Source organism: Pseudomonas sp. ATCC 43928 (assembly GCF_005938665.2).
Lineage (GTDB): Bacteria > Pseudomonadota > Gammaproteobacteria > Pseudomonadales > Pseudomonadaceae > Aquipseudomonas.
Genome location: NZ_CP041753.1, coordinates 3,062,487 through 3,084,868, shown reverse-complemented (window position 1 = coordinate 3,084,868; position 22,382 = coordinate 3,062,487). Strand labels below are relative to the sequence as shown.

Annotated in this window: 10 protein-coding genes; 4 read left to right on the top strand and 6 right to left on the bottom strand. The window is 60.7% G+C overall.

The genetic code is table 11. The annotated features are described in order from the left end of the window. The first annotated feature begins 27 nt into the window (after positions 1–27). Complete coding sequence (locus FFH90_RS14205; RefSeq protein WP_138867394.1) at positions 28–6,519, top strand: DUF5801 repeats-in-toxin domain-containing protein; 6,492 nt, start codon at positions 28–30, stop codon at positions 6,517–6,519. A gap of 285 nt (positions 6,520–6,804) precedes the next feature. Beyond that, a complete protein-coding gene (locus tag FFH90_RS14200) occupies positions 6,805–12,867 on the top strand; it encodes a DUF5801 repeats-in-toxin domain-containing protein (protein WP_138867393.1) in 6,063 nt (2,020 codons plus the stop codon). A gap of 117 nt (positions 12,868–12,984) precedes the next feature. Here the strand turns inward: FFH90_RS14200 and FFH90_RS14195 are convergent, their stop codons facing one another. The 4 genes from FFH90_RS14195 to FFH90_RS14175 all read right to left on the bottom strand — a co-directional run bounded on the left by FFH90_RS14195 (position 12,985) and on the right by FFH90_RS14175 (position 18,776). After that, positions 12,985–13,701 (bottom strand): LuxR C-terminal-related transcriptional regulator, encoded by a 717-nt coding sequence (locus tag FFH90_RS14195; RefSeq protein ID WP_026286568.1) that lies wholly within the window; start codon positions 13,699–13,701, stop codon positions 12,985–12,987. A gap of 623 nt (positions 13,702–14,324) precedes the next feature. Beyond that, complete coding sequence (locus FFH90_RS14185) at positions 14,325–15,704, bottom strand: TolC family outer membrane protein (RefSeq protein WP_018927964.1); 1,380 nt, start codon at positions 15,702–15,704, stop codon at positions 14,325–14,327. Positions 15,705–15,706: 2 nt separating this feature from the next. Continuing rightward, complete coding sequence (locus FFH90_RS14180) at positions 15,707–17,020, bottom strand: HlyD family type I secretion periplasmic adaptor subunit (RefSeq protein WP_018927963.1); 1,314 nt, start codon at positions 17,018–17,020, stop codon at positions 15,707–15,709. Further along, positions 16,998–18,776 carry a type I secretion system permease/ATPase gene (locus tag FFH90_RS14175; RefSeq protein WP_111454962.1) on the bottom strand — a complete coding sequence of 593 codons (1,779 nt, stop codon included), beginning with the start codon at positions 18,774–18,776 and terminating at the stop codon, positions 16,998–17,000. Before FFH90_RS14175 ends, FFH90_RS14180 begins: the two co-directional genes overlap by 23 nt. Positions 18,777–18,964: 188 nt before the next feature. Between FFH90_RS14175 and FFH90_RS14170 the strand changes: the two genes are divergently transcribed. After that, entirely contained in the window at positions 18,965–19,630 is a 666-nt protein-coding gene (locus FFH90_RS14170) for a bifunctional 2-polyprenyl-6-hydroxyphenol methylase/3-demethylubiquinol 3-O-methyltransferase UbiG (RefSeq protein WP_111454961.1), read from the top strand. Positions 19,631–19,748: 118 nt separating this feature from the next. Here the strand turns inward: FFH90_RS14170 and FFH90_RS14165 are convergent, their stop codons facing one another. Both FFH90_RS14165 and FFH90_RS14160 read right to left on the bottom strand, forming a co-directional pair. Further along, positions 19,749–21,089 carry an ATP-binding protein gene (locus FFH90_RS14165; RefSeq protein ID WP_111454959.1) on the bottom strand — a complete coding sequence of 447 codons (1,341 nt, stop codon included), beginning with the start codon at positions 21,087–21,089 and terminating at the stop codon, positions 19,749–19,751. Then, positions 21,086–21,745 (bottom strand): response regulator transcription factor, encoded by a 660-nt coding sequence (locus tag FFH90_RS14160; protein ID WP_111454957.1) that lies wholly within the window; start codon positions 21,743–21,745, stop codon positions 21,086–21,088. The genes FFH90_RS14165 and FFH90_RS14160 overlap by 4 nt, the downstream gene beginning before the upstream one ends. A gap of 162 nt (positions 21,746–21,907) precedes the next feature. Here FFH90_RS14160 and FFH90_RS14155 point away from each other — a divergent pair, with 162 nt between their 5' ends. Next, positions 21,908–22,378 (top strand): DUF2271 domain-containing protein, encoded by a 471-nt coding sequence (locus tag FFH90_RS14155; RefSeq protein ID WP_018927958.1) that lies wholly within the window; start codon positions 21,908–21,910, stop codon positions 22,376–22,378. The last annotated feature ends 4 nt before the right edge of the window (positions 22,379–22,382 follow it).

Below are 22,382 nucleotides of genomic sequence, written 5' to 3'. Positions count from 1 at the left end.
ATGACCGTAATTGCTCAGGAGAACGTCATGACTATTCGCGAGCAAAACTCATCGCTAACGAGCGATCCGACCTCCCTCAACTTAACGTCGATTACAGCCAACGCCCTGAGCGTGACGCCCGGCGCAAACGTTACGCTGGACGAAACGGCCGGGCTGCAGAACCTCACCGCCACGCCAAGCCCCGCGGGAGACGCTGACGACAACGACATTCTGGTGGCCTCCCTGCCCTCGGCCTTCTCTACCCGTTTGACCGCACTAGGTGCAGGTACCGCAACGGGTGCGGCCTTGAGCGGCTATACCGGTGCCGCGGGCAACACGGGCAGCAATGCATTCACCCTCACCGACCCGTCCGGCGTTACCGATATCAGATTCGTCGACAGCGCTGGCGCACCGCTCAATGGCGTGGACAGCGGGCTGGATACTCTCGATGGCACCAGCATCCTTCTCTATACCGATACGAACGACAACAACATCGTTGTGGGCCGAGCCGGGGCCGCAGATGGCGCGATCGTGTTCGCGGCCTATATTGAAGAAACCGGATCGCCAGTCTCGGGCGCCAAGATCTGGACCGTGGAATACCAACCGCTCAAGCATCCAGATGCGACGAACCCCGATGATTCGCTCAATCTGCAGGATAAGGTGTTCGTCGGAGTCAGTCAGGACCTGGGATTCAGCCTGGCCGGTGCGCCCTCCGGTCAGAACCTCTTCCTGATGTTCACGAAAGCGAACCCGACAACTGAAGTTATCAATGGTGTCACACGGATCACCGATCCCTCCATCATCGCCACCGGTAAGGACCCCGCAGACCAGTCAAGTGGCGCCAACATAAACACTGGCGACACGATCAATACCAGCCAGGGCGGTGGCCCGACCACCATCGGCACCAATAACCAGATGATTACGGAACAGGAAGGTATCCGCTTTTCGTTCGTCACGGGTGCCCGGCAGGATGTGACCGTTCCCAACCTTAGCCAGACCGAAGCCGATGTTGAATCCAACATCGACTTTACCGGTGTCTACAATTCGACATCGGCCAATTTTGACATCGTGCAGTTGCAAAGCGGCAAGAGTGCGGTGGTAAAAATCAGCGCATTCAACACCGCAGCTGAACCTGGCGCGAATTTCGTCAACGGCTATGCGAATGACACGCCGGTTGCCATCACCAATGTTCAAGTCATCAACAATAGTACCGGGCTGGTGATCGAAAATTCCGACGGTTCGGTGAATGATCCGACCATCACCATCAGCTTTACGGGTGGGGTTGCAACACTCACCGGCATTAAAGCCGGCTACCAGATTGAATACACCACGACATCGGATCACAACCGCGTACTCATCGAGAACGGCGCGGCCCTCGACGCCAGAGGCGATAACCACGCCGATTTTGATATCGGCGGCTTCTCGCTGCGCCAAGCCTCCACCTCGATCGCCGAAATCGGCTCCAAGATGATCTTCGAAGACGACGGGCCGAGCGTCAGTGCGGCCGGCACGGAACCAACGCTGATCGTGGACGAAACGGTGCTGACCACCGACGCCACCCAGAATTTTGCCGCCAACTTCAGCTCGGCGTTTGGCGCTGATGGCGCGGGCACATTGACCTACGCGCTGGGCGTGGTCGCGGGCGGCTCCGGACTGACCGATACCGCCACCGGTGAGGCCGTCAACCTGTCGCTCAACGGCACCGTCGTGGAAGGCCGCACGGCCACCACCAACCTGCTGGTGTTCACGGTCAGCGTCGCCGCCAACGGTGACGTCACCCTCGACCAGCTGCGGGCCGTGGTGCATCCCGACGCGACCAATCCGGATGATTCAACGAGCCTGACCTCGGACAATCTGGTGACGTTGACCGCTACCATCACCGACAAGGACGGCGACAGTGCCCATGCCACGCTGAACATCGGCCAGAACCTGGTGTTCAAGGACGACGGACCGAGCATCAGCACCACCGGCAGCGAGCCAACGCTGACGGTCGACGAAACGGTGTTGACGACCGACGCCACCCAGAACTTCACCGCCAACTTCACCTCGGCGTTTGGCGCCGACGGTGCGGGAACGCTGACCTATGCACTGGGCGTGGTAGCCGGTGCCTCCGGGCTGACCGATACGGCCACTGGTGAGGCAGTCAACCTGTCGCTCAACGGCACCGTAGTCGAAGGCCGCACGGCCACCACCAACCTGTTGGTATTCACGGTCAGCGTTGCTGCCAATGGTGACGTCACCCTCGACCAGCAACGGGCCGTAGTGCATCCCGACGCGACCAATCCGGATGATTCGACGAGTCTGACCTCGGATAACCTGGTGACCCTGACCGCCACCATCACCGACAAGGACGGCGACAGTGCCCATGCCACGCTGAACATCGGCCAGAACCTGGTGTTCAAGGATGACGGGCCAAGCATCAGCACCACCGGCAGCGAGCCAACGCTGACGGTCGACGAAACGGTGTTGACGACCGACGCCACCCAGAACCTCGCCGCCAACTTCACCTCGGCGTTTGGCGCCGACGGTGCGGGTACGCTGACCTATGCACTGGGCGTGGTAGCCGGTGCCTCCGGGCTGACCGATACGGCCACTGGTGAGGCAGTCAACCTGTCGCTCAACGGCAGCGTAGTGGAAGGCCGAACGGCCACCACCAACCTGTTGGTATTCACGGTCAGCGTTGCTGCCAACGGTGACGTCACCCTCGACCAGCAACGGGCCGTGGTGCATCCCGACCCAACCAATCCGGATGATTCGACCAGTCTGACCTCGGACAATCTGGTGACCCTGACCGCCACCATCACCGACAAGGACGGCGACAGCGCTCATGCCACGCTGAACATCGGCCAGAACCTGGTGTTCAAGGACGATGGACCCAGCATCAGCACCACCGGCACGGAGCCAACCCTGACGGTCGATGAAACGGTACTGACCACCGACGCCACCCAGAGCTTCGCGGCTAACTTCAGCTCGGCATTTGGCGCCGACGGTGCGGGCACGCTGACCTATGCGCTGGGCGTGACTGCCGGCCCGTCGGGACTGACGGATACAGCCACCGGTGAAGCGGTGAACCTGTCACTCAACGGCAGCGTAGTGGAAGGCCGAACGGCCACCACCAACCTGTTGGTGTTTACCGTCAGTGTCGCCGCCAATGGTGACGTCACCCTCGACCAGCAACGGGCCGTGGTGCATCCCGACCCAACCAATCCGGATGATTCGACCAGTCTGACCTCGGACAATCTGGTGACCCTGACCGCCACCATCACCGACAAGGACGGCGACAGTGCCCATGCCACGCTGAACATCGGCCAAAACCTTGTGTTCAAGGATGACGGACCCAGCATCAGCACCACTGGCACGGAGCCAATCCTGACGGTCGATGAAACAGTGCTGGCGACCAACGACACCCAGAGCTTTACCGCCAACTTCAGCTCGGCGTTTGGCGCTGACGGTGCGGGTACGCTGACCTATGCACTGGGCGTGGTCGCGGGCGGTTCCGGGCTGACCGATACCGCTACCGGCCAAGCGGTGAATTTGTCGCTTAACGGTACAGTCGTGGAAGGCCGCACGGCGATTAGCAACGATCTGGTATTCACCGTCAGCGTCGCCGCCAATGGTGACGTTACCCTCGATCAGCTCCGCGCCATGGTACATCCCGACCCAACCAATCCGGATGATTCGAAGACGCTGACCTCGGATAATCTGGTGACCCTGACCGCCACCATCACCGACAAGGACGGCGACAGTGCCCATGCCACCCTCAACATCGGCCAGAACCTAGTGTTCAAGGATGACGGACCGAGCATCAGCACCACCGGCACGGAGCCAACGCTGACAGTGGACGAAACGGTGCTGGCGACCAACGACACCCAGAGCTTTACCGCCAACTTCAGCTCGGCGTTTGGCGCTGACGGTGCGGGTACGCTGACCTATGCACTGGGCGTGGTCGCGGGCGGTTCCGGGCTGACCGATACCGCTACCGGCCAAGCGGTGAATTTGTCGCTTAACGGTACAGTCGTGGAAGGCCGCACGGCGATTAGCAACGATCTGGTATTCACCGTCAGCGTCGCCGCCAATGGTGACGTTACCCTCGATCAGATCCGCGCCGTGGTACATCCCGACCCAACCAATCCGGATGATTCGAAGACGTTGACCTCGGACAATCTGGTAACCCTGACCGCCACCATCACCGACAAGGACGGCGACAGTGCCCATGCCACCCTCAACATCGGGCAGAACCTGGTGTTCAAGGACGACGGACCGAGCATCAGCACCACCGGCACGGAGCCAGTCCTGACGGTCGACGAAACGGTGCTGGCCACCAACGACACCCAGAGCTTTACCGCCAACTTCAGTTCGGCATTTGGCGCCGATGGGGCCGGCACGCTGACCTATGCACTGGGTGTGGTAGCGGGCGGCTCCGGGCTGACCGATACGGCCACCGGTGAAGCGGTCAACCTGTCGCTCAACGGCAGCGTGGTCGAAGGCCGCACGGCCATCACCAACCTGCTGGTGTTCACCGTCAGTGTGGCCGCCAACGGTGACGTCACTCTCGACCAGCAACGGGCCATAGTGCATCCAGACCCAACCAATCCGGATGATTCGAAGACGCTGACCTCGGACAATCTGGTGACCCTGACCGCCACCATCACCGACAAAGATGGCGACAGTGCCCATGCAACACTGAACATCGGCCAGAACCTGGTGTTCAAGGACGACGGGCCAAGCATCAGCACCACCGGCACGGAGCCAACCCTGACGGTTGACGAAACGGTACTGACCACCGACGCCACCCAGAGCTTTGCGGCCAACTTCACCTCGGCGTATGGCGCCGATGGCGCCGGCACGCTGACCTATGCGCTGGGCGTGGTGGCGGGTGCCTCCGGGCTGACCGACACGGCCACCGGTGAGGCGGTCAACCTGTCGCTCAACGGCAGCGTGGTGGAAGGCCGCACAGCCAATACCCACCTGCTGGTGTTCACCGTCAGCGTGGCCGCCAACGGTGACGTCACCCTCGACCAGCAACGGGCCGTGGTGCATCCCGATCCAACCAATCCGAATGATTCGACGAGTCTGTCCTCGGACAATCTGGTAACCCTGACGGCGACCAAAACCGATGGAGACGGCGACAGCGCCCATGCCACGCTCAACATCGGCCAGAACCTGGTGTTCCAGGACGACGGCCCTACACTTGCCTTCGGCAATCTGATCGGCACCGGTAGCATCCTTCCACAACAGGGATACTGGGATCATTCAACCGGAGCCGACGGACTGGGGGCAACCGGTCTGGATATTTCGTTGGTGAATAACCAATTCACTCTCGTCAGGCCAGACAACACGACCACCACCGGCACCGGCACGCTCACCGAGCAATCGCCTTCGCCGGATGTCAATGGCGCGTTCCACTTCGCAGGGACGTTGACCGGTGATTTCGACAACAACGCCGCCACCGCGAATACCAGCGTTGACTACACGCTGACCGCCTTTGCCAATGGCACTTATGCCCTGGACCTGGTGCAAGGCTTCAGTTCCGAGATCGTGCTCAGCAGTGCCGACGGCTCGCTCACTGCCGGCGGCCCGGATCCGGTGCGCACCTTGCTGATCCCACCGCAGAATCCGCCGACGATTCCTTCGCCATCTGAGGAGATTGTGTTCTTTTCCGCGAAAGCAACGGCGTCGACTGCGGACATCCTGACCGGTATCGGGCTTGGAGCCCCCGACCCCACCGAAGCCCAGCTACAGACCAACCCCCTGCCGTCGTACATCGACCCGAGGGCCATGAACGTCAGCACGTCCGGCATCGGCATCGCCAATAACCTGTTCCAGGGAGACAACCTGGCGGCCATCAGCAATGCCGATGAAAGCTTCGTGATCAACCCGGAAAGCCTGCTGACGAGCATGAAGGTCTTCATCGACAACTCCGTGGGGGGTTACGACACGGCGACCGAGGACCTGTACTACAGGGCCTTCTACGAGGATGGCACGTTCTCGAACCTGATCGAGGTGAACACCGTGACACCGGAGGCCGGTGGACAGGTGTCCTTCCTCATTCAGCAGCAGGGCACGAAGTTGATCGACGCTGTTCAGCTCACGATGGGCCGAGGCGAGATTAAGATCCCGACGATCGAGTTCACTCATGAGACCGAGAGCCTGGCCAGCGATGTCAAGCTGGCGTTCAACGCGACGCTGACAGACAAGGATGGGGACTCGGCGACGAGCACGTTCGACGCCAACCTGTTCGCCAACGACCTGGGCACCACCTTCGACTTCACGCTGGTGGGCACGAGTGGTGAGCGGGATGCCTTCAACATCGATTTGTCACTCACCCAGAACAAGTACCAGATCACCGGCTTCGATGCGAGCGCAGGGCTGCGCGACACGCTGGTGCTCAACGGCGACCAGAACGCCGTTGTCCAGTCGATCGACAACAGCGGCGCCAACAGCGTCGTGACGGTTGCCGAAACGGGCGGACAAGTCACGACCATCACCTTGGTCGGGGTTGATGTTCTGAATACCGACATTGTCCATGGCAGCGCCTGAGGCAGCGCGTGCGTGAAAGGATGCGAGGGTGGTGGAAACCACCCTCGCATTTTTTTGCAGTGCCAATATCAGATCCGCACGGATCGCATTCGTTGTGAGCGCTCTAGCACCACAAGCCTTGAACACTGGCCCCCTGCGGCCAGGCCTGCGACGAGGACGACTAGTCTGAAACTCCCAGCCCGCGTGGGAGTTTCGGCTGATGTGCAATCCCCGGTGCTTCTCCATAGTTGCGACCAATGGTCAACGGTCAGGCCTCGATGACCGCAACTACCCCAGGAACAAGTTATGACTATTGTCGAGCAAAATTCATCGCTGCCGGGCGATCCGACTTCCCTCTACACTTCGACCCTCGACCCATCGCTGACAACGTCGATTACGACCAACGCGCTGAGCGTCGTGGCCTCCGGCGCGAACGTTACGCTGGACGAAACGGCCGGGCTACAGAACCTCACCGCCACGCCAAGCCCCGCGGGAGACGCTGATGACAACGACATTCCGTTGGCGTCCCTGCCCTCGACTTTCTCTACCCGTTTGACCGCACTGGGTGCAGGTACCGCAACGGGTGCGGCCTTGAGTGGCTATACCGGCGCCGTGGGCAATACCGGCAGCAATGCGTTCAGCGTCAGCGCTGACCCCGGAGCAACCATTACCAATATCAGCTTCGTCGACAGCACTGGCGCACTGCTCAATGGCGTGGACAGCGGACTGGATACCCTCAATGGCACCAGCATCCTTCTCTATACCGATACGAGCAACGACAACATCCTGGTGGGCCGAGCCGGGAGCGCAACCGGCGCAATCGTGTTCGCAGCCTATATCGAAGAAACCGGGTCGCCGCTGTCGGGCGGCAAAATCTGGACCGTGGAGTACCAACCGCTCAAGCATCCAGATGCGACGAACCCCGACGATGCGGTCAATCTGCTGAATAAGGTGTTCATCGGAGCCGGTCAGGACGCGGAATTCAGTCTGGCCAATGCGCCGTCGGGCCAGCAGTTGTTCCTGATGTTCACGACCGCGGGCGCGACGGCCGATGCGAACGGCCGGATTCCCGGCGTCTCGATCGTCGTCACCGGCAGGGATCCGCTGGATCAGTCGGCAAGCAGTGCTGCCATCACCAGCGCCGACACGGTCAACAGCAGCCAGGGCGGCGGCAGCACAACCCTGGGCACCAACAACCAGGCGATCACCGAACAGGAAGGCCTGCGCTTCAGCTTCGTCACCGGTGCCAAGGCGGACTTCACGATCCCCAACCTGAGCCCGGGCGAAGCGGGCGTCGAAGCGAACATCGACTTCACCCAGTACTTCGGCGCCCGCTCCGCGACCTTCAAGGTCGTGCAGGAGACCGGCGGCACCACCGCGAAGCTCTTGCTCACCGCCGTCAAGAACGCCGACAACATCAGCGGGTCGCAGAGCGGCGTCAACTTCATCAACAGCTACGCCAACGACAGCACCGAAAAGGTCGCGATCATTAACGGCAGTGTCACCGTGAAGACGTTCGCGGGCGCCACCGTCAGCACCGCCGTCATCACCTACAACGCCGACGGCACGGTGCTGATCACCGGCGTTCCGACCGATTCGCAGATCACCTACAGCACGGCGACCGACCACAACCGCGTGATGATCGAGAACGCCGGGTTGCTGACCGACAAGAGCGGCGACAAGACGCACGCTGACTTCGACATTGGCGGCTTCAAGGTGCTGCAGTCCAGCACCTCAACCGCCGAAATCGGCTCCAAGATGATCTTCGAGGATGATGGGCCGAGCATCAGCACCACCGGCACGGAACCGACCCTGACGGTGGACGAAACGGTACTGGCGACCAACGATACCAAGAGCTTTGCCGCCAACTTCACGTCGGCGTTTGGCGCTGACGGTGCGGGCACGCTGACCTATGCCCTGGGCGTGGTCGCGGGTGGCTCCGGGCTGACCGACACGGCCACCGGTGAGGCAGTCAACCTGTCGCTCAACGGCACCGTGGTCGAAGGCCGCACCGCCACCAGCAACCTGCTGGTGTTCACCGTCAGCGTCGCCGCCAATGGCGACGTCACCCTCGACCAGATCCGCGCCGTGGTGCATCCCGACGCGACCAATCCCGATGATTCGAAGACCCTGACCTCGGACAGCCTGGTGACACTGACGGCGACCAAGACCGATGGGGACGGCGACAGCGTCCATGCCACCCTCAATATCGGGCAGAACCTGGTGTTCAAGGATGACGCCCCCAGCATCAGCACCACCGGCACCGAGCCAACGCTGACAGTCGACGAAACGGTGCTGGCGACCAACGCCACCCAGAACTTTGCCGCTAACTTCACCTCGGCGTATGGCGCTGATGGAGCCGGCACCCTGACTTATGCGCTGGGCGTGGTGGTGGGAGCCTCAGGGCTGGTGGACACAGCCACGGGCGAGGCGGTGAACCTGTCGCTCAATGGCGGCGTGGTGGAAGGCCACACGGCCACCACCAACCTGCTGGTGTTCACCGTCAGTGTCGCCGCCAACGGTGACGTCACCCTGGACCAGATCCGGGCCGTGGTGCATCCCGATACCACCAATCCCGATGATTCGAAAACGCTGACCGCGGACAATCTGGTGACCCTGACGGCAACCAAAACCGACAAGGACGGCGACAGCGCCCAGGCCACCCTCAACATCGGCCAGAACCTGGTGTTCAAGGACGACGGGCCGAGCATCAGCACCACCGGCACCGAGCCGACACTGACGGTCGATGAGACGGTGCTGGCGACCAACGATACCAAGAGCTTTGCCGCCAACTTCACCTCGGCGTTTGGCGCTGACGGTGCGGGTACGCTGACCTATGCCCTGGGCGTGGTGGCGGGTGGCTCCGGGCTGACCGACACCGCCACCGGCCAAGCGGTGAATTTGTCGGTTAACGGCGGCGTAGTGGAAGGCCGCACGGCGACGAGCAACGATCTGGTATTCACGGTCAGCGTCGCCGCCAACGGTGACGTCACCCTCGACCAACTCCGGGCCGTGGTGCATTCCGACGCAAGCAATCCGGATGATTCGAAAACGCTGACTTCGGACAGCCTGGTGACGCTCACAGCGACCAAGACCGATAAGGACGGCGACAGCGCCCAGGCCACCCTCAACATCGGCCAGAACCTGGTGTTCAAGGACGACGGGCCAAGTATCAGCACCACCGGTACAGAACCGACGCTGACAGTGGACGAAACGGTACTGGCGACCAACGATACCAAGAGCTTTGCCGCCAACTTCACCTCGGCGTTTGGCGCCGACGGTGCCGGCACCCTGACCTATGCGCTGGGCGTGGTCGCGGGCGGCTCCGGGCTGACGGATACGGCCACGGGCCAGGCAGTCAACCTGTCGCTCAACGGCGGCGTGGTGGAAGGCCACACGGCGATTAGCAACGACCTGGTGTTCACGGTCAGTGTCGCCGCTAATGGCGACGTCACCCTCGACCAGATCCGCGCTGTGGTGCATTCCGTCACGACCAATCCCGATGACTCGACGAGCCTGACCTCGGACGATCTGGTGACCCTGACGGCGACCAAGACCGACAAGGACGGCGACATCGCCCAGGCCACCCTCAACATCGGCCAGAACCTGGTGTTCAAGGATGACGGGCCAAGCATCAGCACCACCGGCACCGAGCCAACGCTGACGGTCGACGAAACGGTGCTGGCGACCAACGATACCAAGAGCTTTGCCGCCAACTTCACCTCATCGTTTGGCGCCGATGGCGCCGGCACGCTGACCTATGCCCTGGGCGTGGTCGCGGGAGGCTCAGGGCTGACCGATACGGCCACCGGTGAAGCGGTGAACCTGTCGCTCAACGGCGCAGTGGTCGAAGGTCGCACGGCCACCAGCAACCTGCTGGTGTTCACGGTCAGCGTCGCCGCCAATGGCGACGTCACCCTCGACCAGATCCGCGCCGTGGTGCATCCCGACGCGACCAATCCGGATGATTCGAAGACCCTGACTGCGGACACTTTGGTCACGCTGACAGCAACCAAGACCGATGGTGATGGCGACAGCGCCCAGGCAACGCTCAACATCGGCCAGAACCTGGTATTCAAGGATGACGCCCCCAGCATCAGCACCACCGGCACCGAGCCAATCCTGACGGTCGACGAAACGGTACTGGCGACCAACGATACCAAGAGCTTCGCGGCTAACTTCACCTCGGCGTTTGGCGCTGACGGTGCCGGTACCCTGACCTATGCGCTGGGCGTGGTCGCGGGCGGTTCCGGGCTGGTGGACACGGCCACGGGCCAGGCGGTCAACTTGTCGCTCAACGGTGGCGTGGTCGAAGGCCACACGGCGATTAGCAACGATCTGGTATTCACGGTCAGCGTGGCCGCCAACGGCGACGTCACCCTCGACCAACTCCGGGCCGTGGTGCATCCCGTCACGACCAATCCCGATGATTCGAAGACCCTGACCGCGGACAACCTGGTAACCCTGACGGCGACCAAGACCGATAAGGACGGCGACAGCGCCCAGGCGAGCCTGAACATCGGACAAAACCTGGTGTTCAAGGACGACGGACCGAGCATCAGCACCACCGGCACGGAGCCGACACTGACGGTCGACGAGACGGTGCTGGCGACCAACGATACCAAGAGCTTCGCGGCTAACTTCACCTCCGCGTTTGGCGCCGATGGCGCCGGCACGCTGACCTATGCGCTGGGCGTGGTGGTGGGGGCCTCCGGGCTGACCGACACGGCCAGCGGCCAGGCGGTGAACCTGTCGCTCAACGGCGGCGTGGTCGAAGGCCGCACGGCCACCAGCAACTTGCTGGTGTTCACGGCCAGCGTCGCCGCCAATGGCGACGTCACCCTCGACCAGCTCCGTGCCGTGGTGCATCCCAACGCCAGCAATCCCGATGATTCGACGACGCTGTCGGCGGACAACCTGGTGACGCTGATAGCGACCAAGACCGATGGGGACGGCGACAGCGCCCAGGCGACCCTGAACATAGGGCAGAACCTGGTGTTCAAGGACGACGGCCCTACACTTGCCTTCGGCAACCTGATCGGGACCGGTAGTATCCTTCCACAAACAGGGTACTGGGATCACTCGAACGGAGCCGACGGGCTGGGTGCAACCGGGCTGGATATTTCGTTGGTGAATAACCAATTCACCCTCGTCCGGCCAGACAACACGACCACCACCGGCACCGGCACGCTCACCGAGCAGTCACCCTCACCGGATGCCAACGGCGCCTACCATTTCGCAGGCACGTTGACCGGCGATTTCGACAACAACGCCTCCACGGCAAATACCAGCGTCGACTACACGCTGACCGCCTACACCAATGGCAGCTACACACTGGACCTGGTGCAAGGCTTCAGTTCGACGATCGTGCTCAGCAGTGCCGACGGCTCGCTCAGTGCCGGCGGCCCGGATCCGGTGCGCACCTTGCTGATCCCGGCGCAGAATCCGCCGACGATTCCTTCGCCATCCGAGGAGATTGTGTTCTTTTCCGCCAAGGCAACGGCGTCGCCTTCGGACATCCTTCCCGGTATCGGGGTCGGTAAACCCGACCCCACCGAAGCCCAGCTACAGACCACCCCGCTGCCGTCGTACATCGACCCGGCGGCCATGAACGTCAGCACGTCCGGCATCGGCGTCGGCAATAACCTTCTCCAGGGAGACAGCCTGGCGGCCATCAGCTCCGCCGATGAAAGTTTCGTGATCAATCCGGAAAGCCTGCTGACGGGGATGAAGATTTTCATCGACAACTCCGTGGGGGGGTACAACACGGCGACCGAGGACCTGTACTACCGGATCTACTACGAGAATGGCACGTTTTCGGCCCTCACCGAGGTGAACACTCTGACGCCAGAAGCCGGCGGACAAGTGTCCTTCCTCGTTCAAAAGGAAGGCTCGCTGCTGATTGACGCGGTTCAGCTCACGATGGGCCGAGGCGATGTCAAGATCCCGGTGATCCAGTTCATTCAGCAGACCGAGAACATGGCCAGTGATATCAAGCTGGCGTTCAACGCGACGCTGACGGACAAGGATGGGGACTCGGCGACGAGTGGTTTCAACGCCAACCTGTTCGCCAACGACTTGGGCACCACCTTCGACTTCACGCTGGCTGGCACGGCCGGTGTGCGGGATGCCTTCAACGTCGACTTGTCATTCACCCAGAACAAGTACCAGGTCACCGGCTTCGATGCGAGCGCAGGGCTGCGCGACACGCTGGTGCTCAACGGCGACCAAAGCTCCGTTGTCCAGTCGATCGACAACAGCGGCGCTAACAGCGTCGTGACGATTGCCGAAACGGGCGGACAAATCACGACCATCACCTTGGTCGGGGTCGATCTCCTGAATACCGACATTGTCCATGGCAGCGCCTGAGGAAGCGCACGCGTAAAAGAATGCGAGGGTGGTGAGAAACCACCCTCGCATGCCTTACAGGTCTGATATGAGGCTCACGAACGGCGACACAGTGACGGCTGGGCGCCCCGAAGAAATTCAGCGCAGTTGCACCCAAGTGGACTCGGGCGGTTCTTCGTTGTTGGTGAGCCCGTGCTTCTGTGCGTATATCAGCAAGTCGATCCGGTTAACGAGATTAAGCTTTTGATAAATGTTACTGAGGTGATTGTGCACGGTGTGCTCGCTGATACCCAGGCGCCCGGCGATGCACATGTATTTGGCAGACGGATCCCCCACGATGGCGCGAATCAGTTCCTTTTCACGCAGCGTCAGCCGCGCCTGTTTCGCCTGCTCCGAATTGCATTTCAAAGGTATATGCCCGGTCGCGGCATAGTCGGAAAGCCCACCGACCCAGGCTCTATCCAGCCCGATGTCGCGATGGTGGACCTGGATGATGGCTCGGATGATCGATTCCGTCGGGTCTTCCGCCAGCACGACGCCGCGTGCGCCCGCCTCTATCGCCTGGGCAACAGGGACGGTTTCGTACAGGCTCTTGAGCACCAGGACTTTCATTTCGGCGCTGCGGGCGAGCCCCGCGACGACCGCCAATGGGTTCAGCGCATCCGGAAAGAAACTGAAAAAAATGACATCGGGACGCAACTGATCGGCAAGATCCAGCGCTTTGGTATAGGTGGTGGCCTGCCCGCTCACTTCCATCTGAGGCTTGCGGGCATTGATCAAGTCTTGAAGGCCCATAAGAACAAGAGGACGACAGTCGATCAGCATCACGCTTATTGGTTTTATTTGGGTCGTCATTACCGTCCTGACTCCCTTGAAAAATGAACGATGGCCTCCACCCGTTGGCCTTCCTGGATCAGCAGCTCATTCACCTGTCCTTCACGATTGACGGACAGATACGAGCGCCGACAGGCCTTGACAGTGCCCGCCCGGGTATTAACCCTGGGGGACACTTCCACCCGTTGCACCGGCAGGGATTGCGGACGTTCCCAGAAGCCGGGCAAAAGCCATCGAAACAACAAAAATAGGAATAATCATCAATAGTTTGCGCTTGATGAAGTGCTCCTGCGAACCGCTCAACTGAGTCTAGGCCAGCTCGGCGCGCTGCCAGCCCAGCCATCCGCCAGTCGTCGACTCAGCCTCATGCGGATAGCCCGGCTGATGTTCCCAACGGTGCCATCTCCCCTAGAAAATCAAGGTCTTAGGCTCGCCACCGGCGACCTGCGGCTGAAGTCTGCCCCGATCAAAATCGTCAATTAACCGACGAGTGGCGTGCAGAAAAGCACGACAATAAAACCAGCGTCAATTTATCGGCGAAACCCACCTCGCCGAGCCACCCAAAAGCCGGCCCCAGGCCGTGGGCAGGCACTGAAAAACCAGCCTGGCGTGGAGGGTCTACAACGGCGGTATTGCTGGCAAGTTCAGGGGGATGTGAGTTTTTGGCTGGAGCTGCGGGGGCTCAGCCAGGCATTGACGTTTTCGACACTCTCGACAGGCGGCTTGCCCGCCCAGCGATTGAGCGTGAAGACATTGGTGACGAAGTCGTATTGGGTCTTGAGCAGATCACGACGAGCCCGGAATTCGTTGCGTACACTGGTCAGTACATCGACGGCATTGACCATTCCGTAACTGAGTCCTTTCTCTGCCGCCACTCTGGACAGCTGTGCCGAGGCCAGGGCATGCCGGCTCGCACTGATCTTTTCTGCGCTCGAGTTGGCCGTCAGGTAAGCGGTGGTGATCTCCTTGACCACCTGGCGCTGGACTGCTTCCAGTTGCTGCTCCGCCACAATCTGATCCTGGTAGAGCCCCCGCACCCGCGCCGAGGTTGAACCACCGCTGTATATCGGCACTTGCACGCCAATACCGGCGACATAACTGTCGGTACGCGGCGCCAGGGAGTTGTTGTAGCCCTCGTTGGTCTGTTGCGCGCTCAGAGACAGGCTCACGGTCGGATAGTGTCCGCCCTTGCCGCCGCGCAACGCAGCGCCTGCGGCCTCGACACCACTTTCGTTGGCCTTGAGCGCCGGGTTTTGCGCTATACCCTCGCGAACCCACGTTTCAAGACTCTGCGTCGACACCTGTAGTTGCACGTCATCGCGAATCCGGTTGAGCTTCTCCTTGACTGGCCGGCCGACGATCTCCGCCAATGCCTCGCGAGTGATACTGGCCTGGTTCTGGGCATCCAGTTCCTGCGCCGCCAGCAAATCGACCCGGGCCTTGAGGTCGAGCTGATCGGTAATCATTGCCAGCTGCTTTTCGTACAACGCATTGACCCTGTCCAGGCTCTTTTGCGTGGTTTGACGCTCCGCCTTTACCAACTCCAGTTCATCCTCGGCCGCCAATGCGGCGAAGTAACGCTGGGCGAGATCCACTGTAGCCTCGGCCTGGGCCTCCTGCGCTTCTGATTCGGTTTGCTTGGCCAGGCTTTTGAATCTTTGGTAGTTCTCCCACGCGGCCTTGTTGTAGAGGTACTGACGCAGCACCAGGCTGTAGATTTCGCTGTCGTAACTGCGCTGCACCAGGTCGCTCTCCTGATGAATCCGGTTCTGCCCGGCGTTGAGCGATACCTGTGGTAACAGCGAGCCCAGGGCCTCGCGCTGATGTTCCTCGCCCGCCTTCGCTCGCGCATACGAGGCCAACACTCGCGGGTCTTCCAGCCGGGCCTCGCGGTACAACTGCATGAGATCAGTGGAGTAAGTCGAGGCACTGACCCCGGTCGGCTTTGCTTCAGTGGTTTGCGCCAGAACGGCACCCGCGGCAAACATGAACGCCCCGCCCAGCAGAACTGTCGACGCTCGCATGATCACTCCTCGATCAACGCTTGAGAGATGACATTGCGGGCCGGCTGCAGAAGGTATTGCAACAGCGTGCGTTGCCCCGTGATGATCAACACGTCCGCAGGCATCCCTGGCAGTAATTTGCGATCACCCAAGGCGCGCACGCCGGCTTCGGTGACCCGGACCCGCGCCAGGTAATAGGGAGTCCCGGTCTTTTCGTTGACCAGCCGGTCCGCCGAGACACTGATGACCTCGCCCTGGATCACCGGCGTGGTCGCACTGTTGAACGCGCCGAAACGGATATCGGCACGCTTGCCGATGGCGATGCGATCGATATCGACCGGCGCCACCTGGGCCTCTATGACCAGTTCAGAAACCGAGGGAACGATGTCCAGCAAAGGCGTCGCCGAGCGCACGACGCCGCCAATCGTGTGCACCGTCATGCCGATCACCATGCCCGATTCGGGTGCGCGGATGATGATATGGCTGAGCCGGTCTTCCAGGGCGGAAGCCTTCTCTTGCAGGTCGTAGATTTTGGTCTGGACATCGGCCAATTGTTTGGCGACATCGGCATTGAAGTCTTTATCGACTTGTAGAATCTGCAGCTGTGTTTCATTGATCTGCAGGCGCGTCCTGGTGATGGTCGAACGATGGTCGGCCAATTCGGACTTGACCATTTCAAGCTTGCGCTGCTGCTCAAGCAGGCGTTGTTTGTCGACGAACCCTTGTGACAACATGTCTGTCAATTCAACGATTTCACCGCTGTAGGATTTATTCAGTTGGCTCTTGACCCCGATCATCGCCTCCAGCCCCTTGATCTGTTGATTCAACTGACCAATGCGCTCTTGCAGCACCGATATCTGGCCCAACCGTGACCCCCGTCGTGCGTTGAATACCTGGGTCTCGCCCTGGCGCGCCTCGGCACCTCGCAGACTGTCGGCATCGGTCATGACGTCAAAGCCAATGACTGGCAGATTGTCCCGCTCAGCCTTGAGTCTTGCCTCCATGGCTCTGGCGGCAATGAGCTGGCTTCGGGTCATCTCGTATTCGGATCGCAGCTGGGCATCATCGAGAATAATCAGCGGGTCATCCTGCTTGACGATGTCACCGTCATGGGCCAACACCTCTTTGACGATGCCACCTTCGAGGTGTTGTACCGTTTTCCGATAAGCCTGCACGGTGACCACACCAGGCGCGTAAGCCGCGCCATCGATCGGTGCGACCGCCGCCCAGGTGCCGAACACCCCGAAGGTCATCAATAAAATGCCAAAACCCAGGCGACGGATCTTTCGATCAGAGACCGCCAGGTCGGCGAAGTTATCTGTTTGACGACTGAGCATCGTACTGTTCATCGGCATCACCCTTGCGAGTAGCCACCGAAGCCACGCTTGCGCCTGCTTGCGTGGCGTGCTTTTGTGCCCGCTGCGCGAGTTCGGCCAGCACTTGTTCGCGTGGTCCATAGAGACTGATGGCGCCATCACTCATCACCATCAGCCGGTCAAGTTGGGACACAATGTTGGTTCGGTGGGTAATCACAAAAACGGTTGCACCTGTCAGCTTGAGCTGCTGGATGGCCACCGCCAGGGCACGATCACCGACTTCGTCGAGATTGGAATTGGGCTCGTCGAGGATAATCAGCCGCGGGTTGCCATACAGGGCACGGGCCAGGCCGATGCGTTGGCGCTGCCCTCCCGACAGCATGACGCCATCGCTGCCAATGACGGTGTCATAGCCATCGGGCAACAGCAGAATCATTTCGTGAACCCCGGCGGACTTGGCCGCCAGAACGACTTTCTCGGAGTCGACCTCGGCGAAGCGGGCAATGTTCTCGCTGACGCTGCCTTCGAATAATTCAATGTCCTGGGGCAAGTAGCCTATGTACGGCCCAAGTTCATGTTTGTCCCACGCGCTGATGTCTGCGCCATCAAGCCGGACCACCCCATGCTGCGGCGCCCATACTCCCATCAGTGCCCTGGCCAGGGTGGACTTGCCCGCCGCACTTGGACCGATGATTCCGATAATGCTGCCGGCAGGTACGCTGAAACTCATATTTTTGATGATCGGGGTTTTCGAGCCAGGTGCCGCAACGATCAGATTCTCCACCTGCACATGCCCCTGAGGCGCAGGCAATGACATACGCTCGGGCTGAGCCAGCTGTTTATCGAGGATGTCGTTGAGACGGCGGTACTGCGAGCGGGCCGCAATAAAGCCCTTCCAGCTGCCAATGATCAGATCGATGGGAGCCAATGCGCGCCCTAGCAGCACGGACCCGGCAAACACCATGCCTGGCCCCACCTGGTGATCCACGGTCAGGTACGCCCCCAGCCCCAGGATCAGCGATTGCACCAGGATCCGGAAGGACCTGGAAAGCGTGCTGATGATGCCACCTCTATCACTCGCCCCGGACTGCAGCATCAGGACATGTCTTTGGCGACGCCCCCACCGGTCCATCAGGGTTTCAAGCATGCCCATGGACTCGATGACTTCAGCGTTGCGCAGATTTTTCGTGGTGTGGAGCGTCGCGCTGATATGTTCCTTGTTGGCCTGGGCAAGTGCCGGCCCCGTCAACCTCTCATTGAGAAATGCGAGAAATAACAACAACAACGCACTGCCCACCGCTACCCAGCCATACCAGGGATGGAACATGAACATCACAGCGACATAGATAGGCAACCAGGGCGCATCAAAAAAGGCGAACAATCCATTACCGGAGAGAAACTGTCTCAAGCCCGTCAAGTCGTTGAGTGACTGGGCCGAGGCATCCATGCCGCCACTTTCCAGCGCCCGTTTGAAACTGGCCTTATAGACCTGGCGACTCAGCAACACATCCAGCCGGGTACTGACCCGAACCATGATGCGTGAACGCACCCATTCCAGGGAACCGAGTGTGACCACCAACCCGGTCATGATCAGCGTCAGCATCGCCAGGGTGGTCAGACTTCCGCTGGTGACCACTCGTCCATACACCTGAAGCATATAGAAGGTAGGAACGAGCATCAGCGCGTTGATGAAAAAGCTGAAAAAGCCAACAGAAACAAAGCTGTCTCTACAGGCTTTCAACGCTATTTTCAGACTGTTTTCAGGTGTGTTTCGCATGGAAACCCCTGCTCGGAAAGTCATACCTTGAGGAGCTTAGATCATGCCGAACGACTGTGTGTAGCAATCGACAGACCGTCAAAGGCACACGAGTTTTATCCCTGCAATTGCCCCGGTTCAGCTCTTTCCCCAACAAGGCCCCGCACTTGTCCTATCCTTCCATCCACCCCATTACTCTGGACATCAAAATGCCCGCCCCCGAATCCACCCTCCTCCAGAGCTGGCACCACAACGCCAAGCCCTGGATCGAGGCTATCCGCACCGGCACCATCGAAAGCCGCCTCAAGGTCACCGACCAGGCAATCCTGCTGGCGATACTGGGCCGCCAACCCGAGCGCGTGCTCGACCTGGGCTGCGGCGAGGGCTGGCTGTTGCGTGCGCTGGCTGAGCGGGCCATCGAGGCGGTCGGTGTGGATGGCGATGCGACACTGGTCGAAGCAGCACGGGCGGCGGGCTCTTCGCGGGTGCATTTGGCGAGCTATGACGAGTTGGTAGAGGCCAAGGTGGACATCGGCAGTGACTACGACCTGATCTGCGCCAACTTCGCCCTGCTGCACCAGGACATCATCCCCTTGCTCGCCGCCATGAACGCCCTGCTCGCCCCCGGCGGCGCGCTGGTGATCCAGACGCTGCATCCGTGGACTGCGGCGGCGGGCAACTATCAGGACGGTTGGCGGGAAGAGACCTTCGCCGGGTTCAAGGGGCAGTGGCAACCCATGCCGTGGTACTCGCGCACCTTGTCCAGTTGGCTCAACGCCCTGGACATGGCCGGTTTTCGGCTGGCCGCCCTGCAGGAGCCGCAGCACCCGCAAAGTCCGGTGCCGCAGTCGTTGTTGTTGGTGGCTGAGCGATAACGCTTTTACGCATGTCAACCTGGTCTGAGATCGGTGCTGTAATTCTGCCCGGACTCTCCTCGTTCATGGGCAGCCAGAGAAAATAGTGGCGAACAGTTAGCACATGCCAAGCATGCCCTCAGCCTTCGACAGCGGACACGAGCGGTAACCAGACGCAGACTTCGAATCCATCCTGTCGACCTGTTGCCGGCGACACCAGCATCATTCGCGCGTTGACCCCCTGCACAATGGTTTTGGCAATCGCCAACCCCAACCCTGACCCGCTGGCTTCACTGTGACCGCGCACAAAACGCTCGGTCAGGTGCTGCAACACGGGCTCCGGCACCACCGGGCCACCGTTGACCACCCGTAGCAACGCCTGGTCGGTCAGACTGACTTCGATCGGTTGATCCATCGCACCGTACTTCAGCGCATTCTCGATCAGGTTGCGCAACAGAATACCGAAAGCGTCTGGATCAATGACCGAGTACACGCAGGCCTGGGTTGGCAGCTGCAGCTCGATGTGGCGAGCGCTGCTATGGTTCCACTCATCAACCACATGGACCAGCAACGGAACGAGATCCTGGGGCGTTTCGGACAGCAGCCCACCGCCTTCGGCCTTGGCCAGTTGCATGAGCTTTTCCGAGAGCCGCGCCAACTCGCGCAACGAGTTTTCGATCTTTGCCGCGCGCACTCGCAACGGGCCTTCGGGCGCTTCGTGACGCAGCCGCTGGACCTGCGCCAGGGTAGCGGCCAGTGGCGTGCGCAGTTCATGAGCGCTATTGGCGGTAAAACTACGCTCGGCCTCCAGGGCCTTGCGCAAACGCTCCAGCAGATGGTTGACCGCGTCAGCCAGCGGATCGATTTCGGCCGGCAGGCGCGACGTTTTGATCGGCGACAGATCACCCACCCCACGGGCCTCCACCGCTCGACGATAGGCCAATACGCTGCGCAGGCTGATGCGCACGAATAACCAGGTGCCCAACAGGCTGATGGGAATCAGCGCCAATAGCGGCATCAGCAAGGCAAACAAGGCTTCCCGCGCAGCCTCACGGCGATGGCCAAGGGGCTCGGCGATTTCAATGAACAGCGTTTCCCGCAACGCACTGGCGCCATACAGACGGTATTTTTCAGTGGTGGAGAAACCTTCGGTCGGTTGTTTGTTGAAGATATTCGGGTTGGCGTCGTGGGATTGCATCAGGATCTTGCCCCTCGCATCGCGCACCAGATAGGTCAGGTATTCCTTGTGCATTGTGAGGGGGGCCACGTGGTGTGTCTCATCGGGCTTTTCCCGATTGCTGATTTCCAGTACGACCAGGGGCAGCATGCGTTGCGCCGTCTCTTCCAGCGCGCTGTCGAATGCCTCATTCAACTCATGTTGCACCACCAGCCAGGCGCCGACGGTCGCCCCCAGCCAAAGCAAGGTCATGCCCAGGGTCAAGCCCACGCCGAGACGTTTTTGCAGGCTGGACGACTTCATGCGGACGTCAACCGGTAGCCCATGCCGCGCACGGTTTCAATCAGGTCGCGCCCGAGTTTCTTACGCAACCGGCTGATATAGACCTCGATTGTGTTGCTCTCGATTTCGGCACCGAAAGCGTACAACCGTTCTTCGAGCTGCGCCTTGGACAGCAGTGCGCTGGGGCGCTGGACAAATGCCTCGAACAGCGCCCACTCCCGCGCCGTGAGGTCCACAGTCGCACCGGCCCGCTGCACCGTACGGGCACTCATATCGATCTGCAATTCGCCGAGTTTGATCTGCGGGTTGGGGTTGCCACTATAACGGCGAGCCACAGCAGCCACACGGGCCGAAAGTTCAAACAGGTCGAACGGTTTGACCAGATAATCATCGGCCCCGGCATTGAGGCCGGCGATACGATCGGATATCTGATCCTGGGCAGTCAGGATGATCACCGGCGTTGCATCCCCTGCGGAACGCTGCTGACGCAAAAAATCCAGCCCGCGACCGTCCGGCAACATCAGGTCAAGCAGGATCAGGTCGTAAGGGGTAGTGCGCACACTGTTGCGCGCATGCTCCAGGCGCTGCACCCAATCGACGGCGTGGCCGTCATCGGCGATCTGTTCGCGCACCGCCTCCCCCAACCCCGGTGCGTCCTCGACCAATAAAACCCGCATCTGGCACCTCCTTGATGGTTATCGTGCAGCACCTTAATCGTCTTACCTGACGTAAATCTGAAGACTCAGGTGAGTTCCTCTGTCGATGATTTTTACTGCGCTTCAGGTTGCTGTCAGCAAGCAAGTCCAGGATCTGGACCCAACGATCAAAAGGACACTCCCATGAAAAAAATTATCGCTGCATCCTGCCTCGCCGGCGCCGTTGCCCTGCCAGGACTGGTCCAGGCCCGTGAAGTGACCTTGACCACTCAGCTCAAGGACTACAGCGGCAATGATGCGTATCTGGCGATCTACGTCACCGACGCCACTGGCCAATACCAGAAAACCCTCTGGGTGGCCGGCAAGAAGGCCAAGTATTACAGACATCTGGCCGACTGGGCCCGTGGAAGCGGGATGAACCCGAGCGAGTTTGACGGAGTCAGCGGCGCCAGCGTCGGCAGTGGGCGCACCCTCAAAGTCAGTGTCGAACTGGCAGACACCCTGATCGATGCCGGCTATCAAATCCGCATCGACAGCGCCGTCGAGGACAAACGTGATGCCCGCGCCGATGTCAGCGTGCCCCTGACGTCCAAGGGCGCAGGCAAGCCGGCGACCGGCAGCACCTACGTCGAGTCCTTTACTTACGATCTGTAGCACT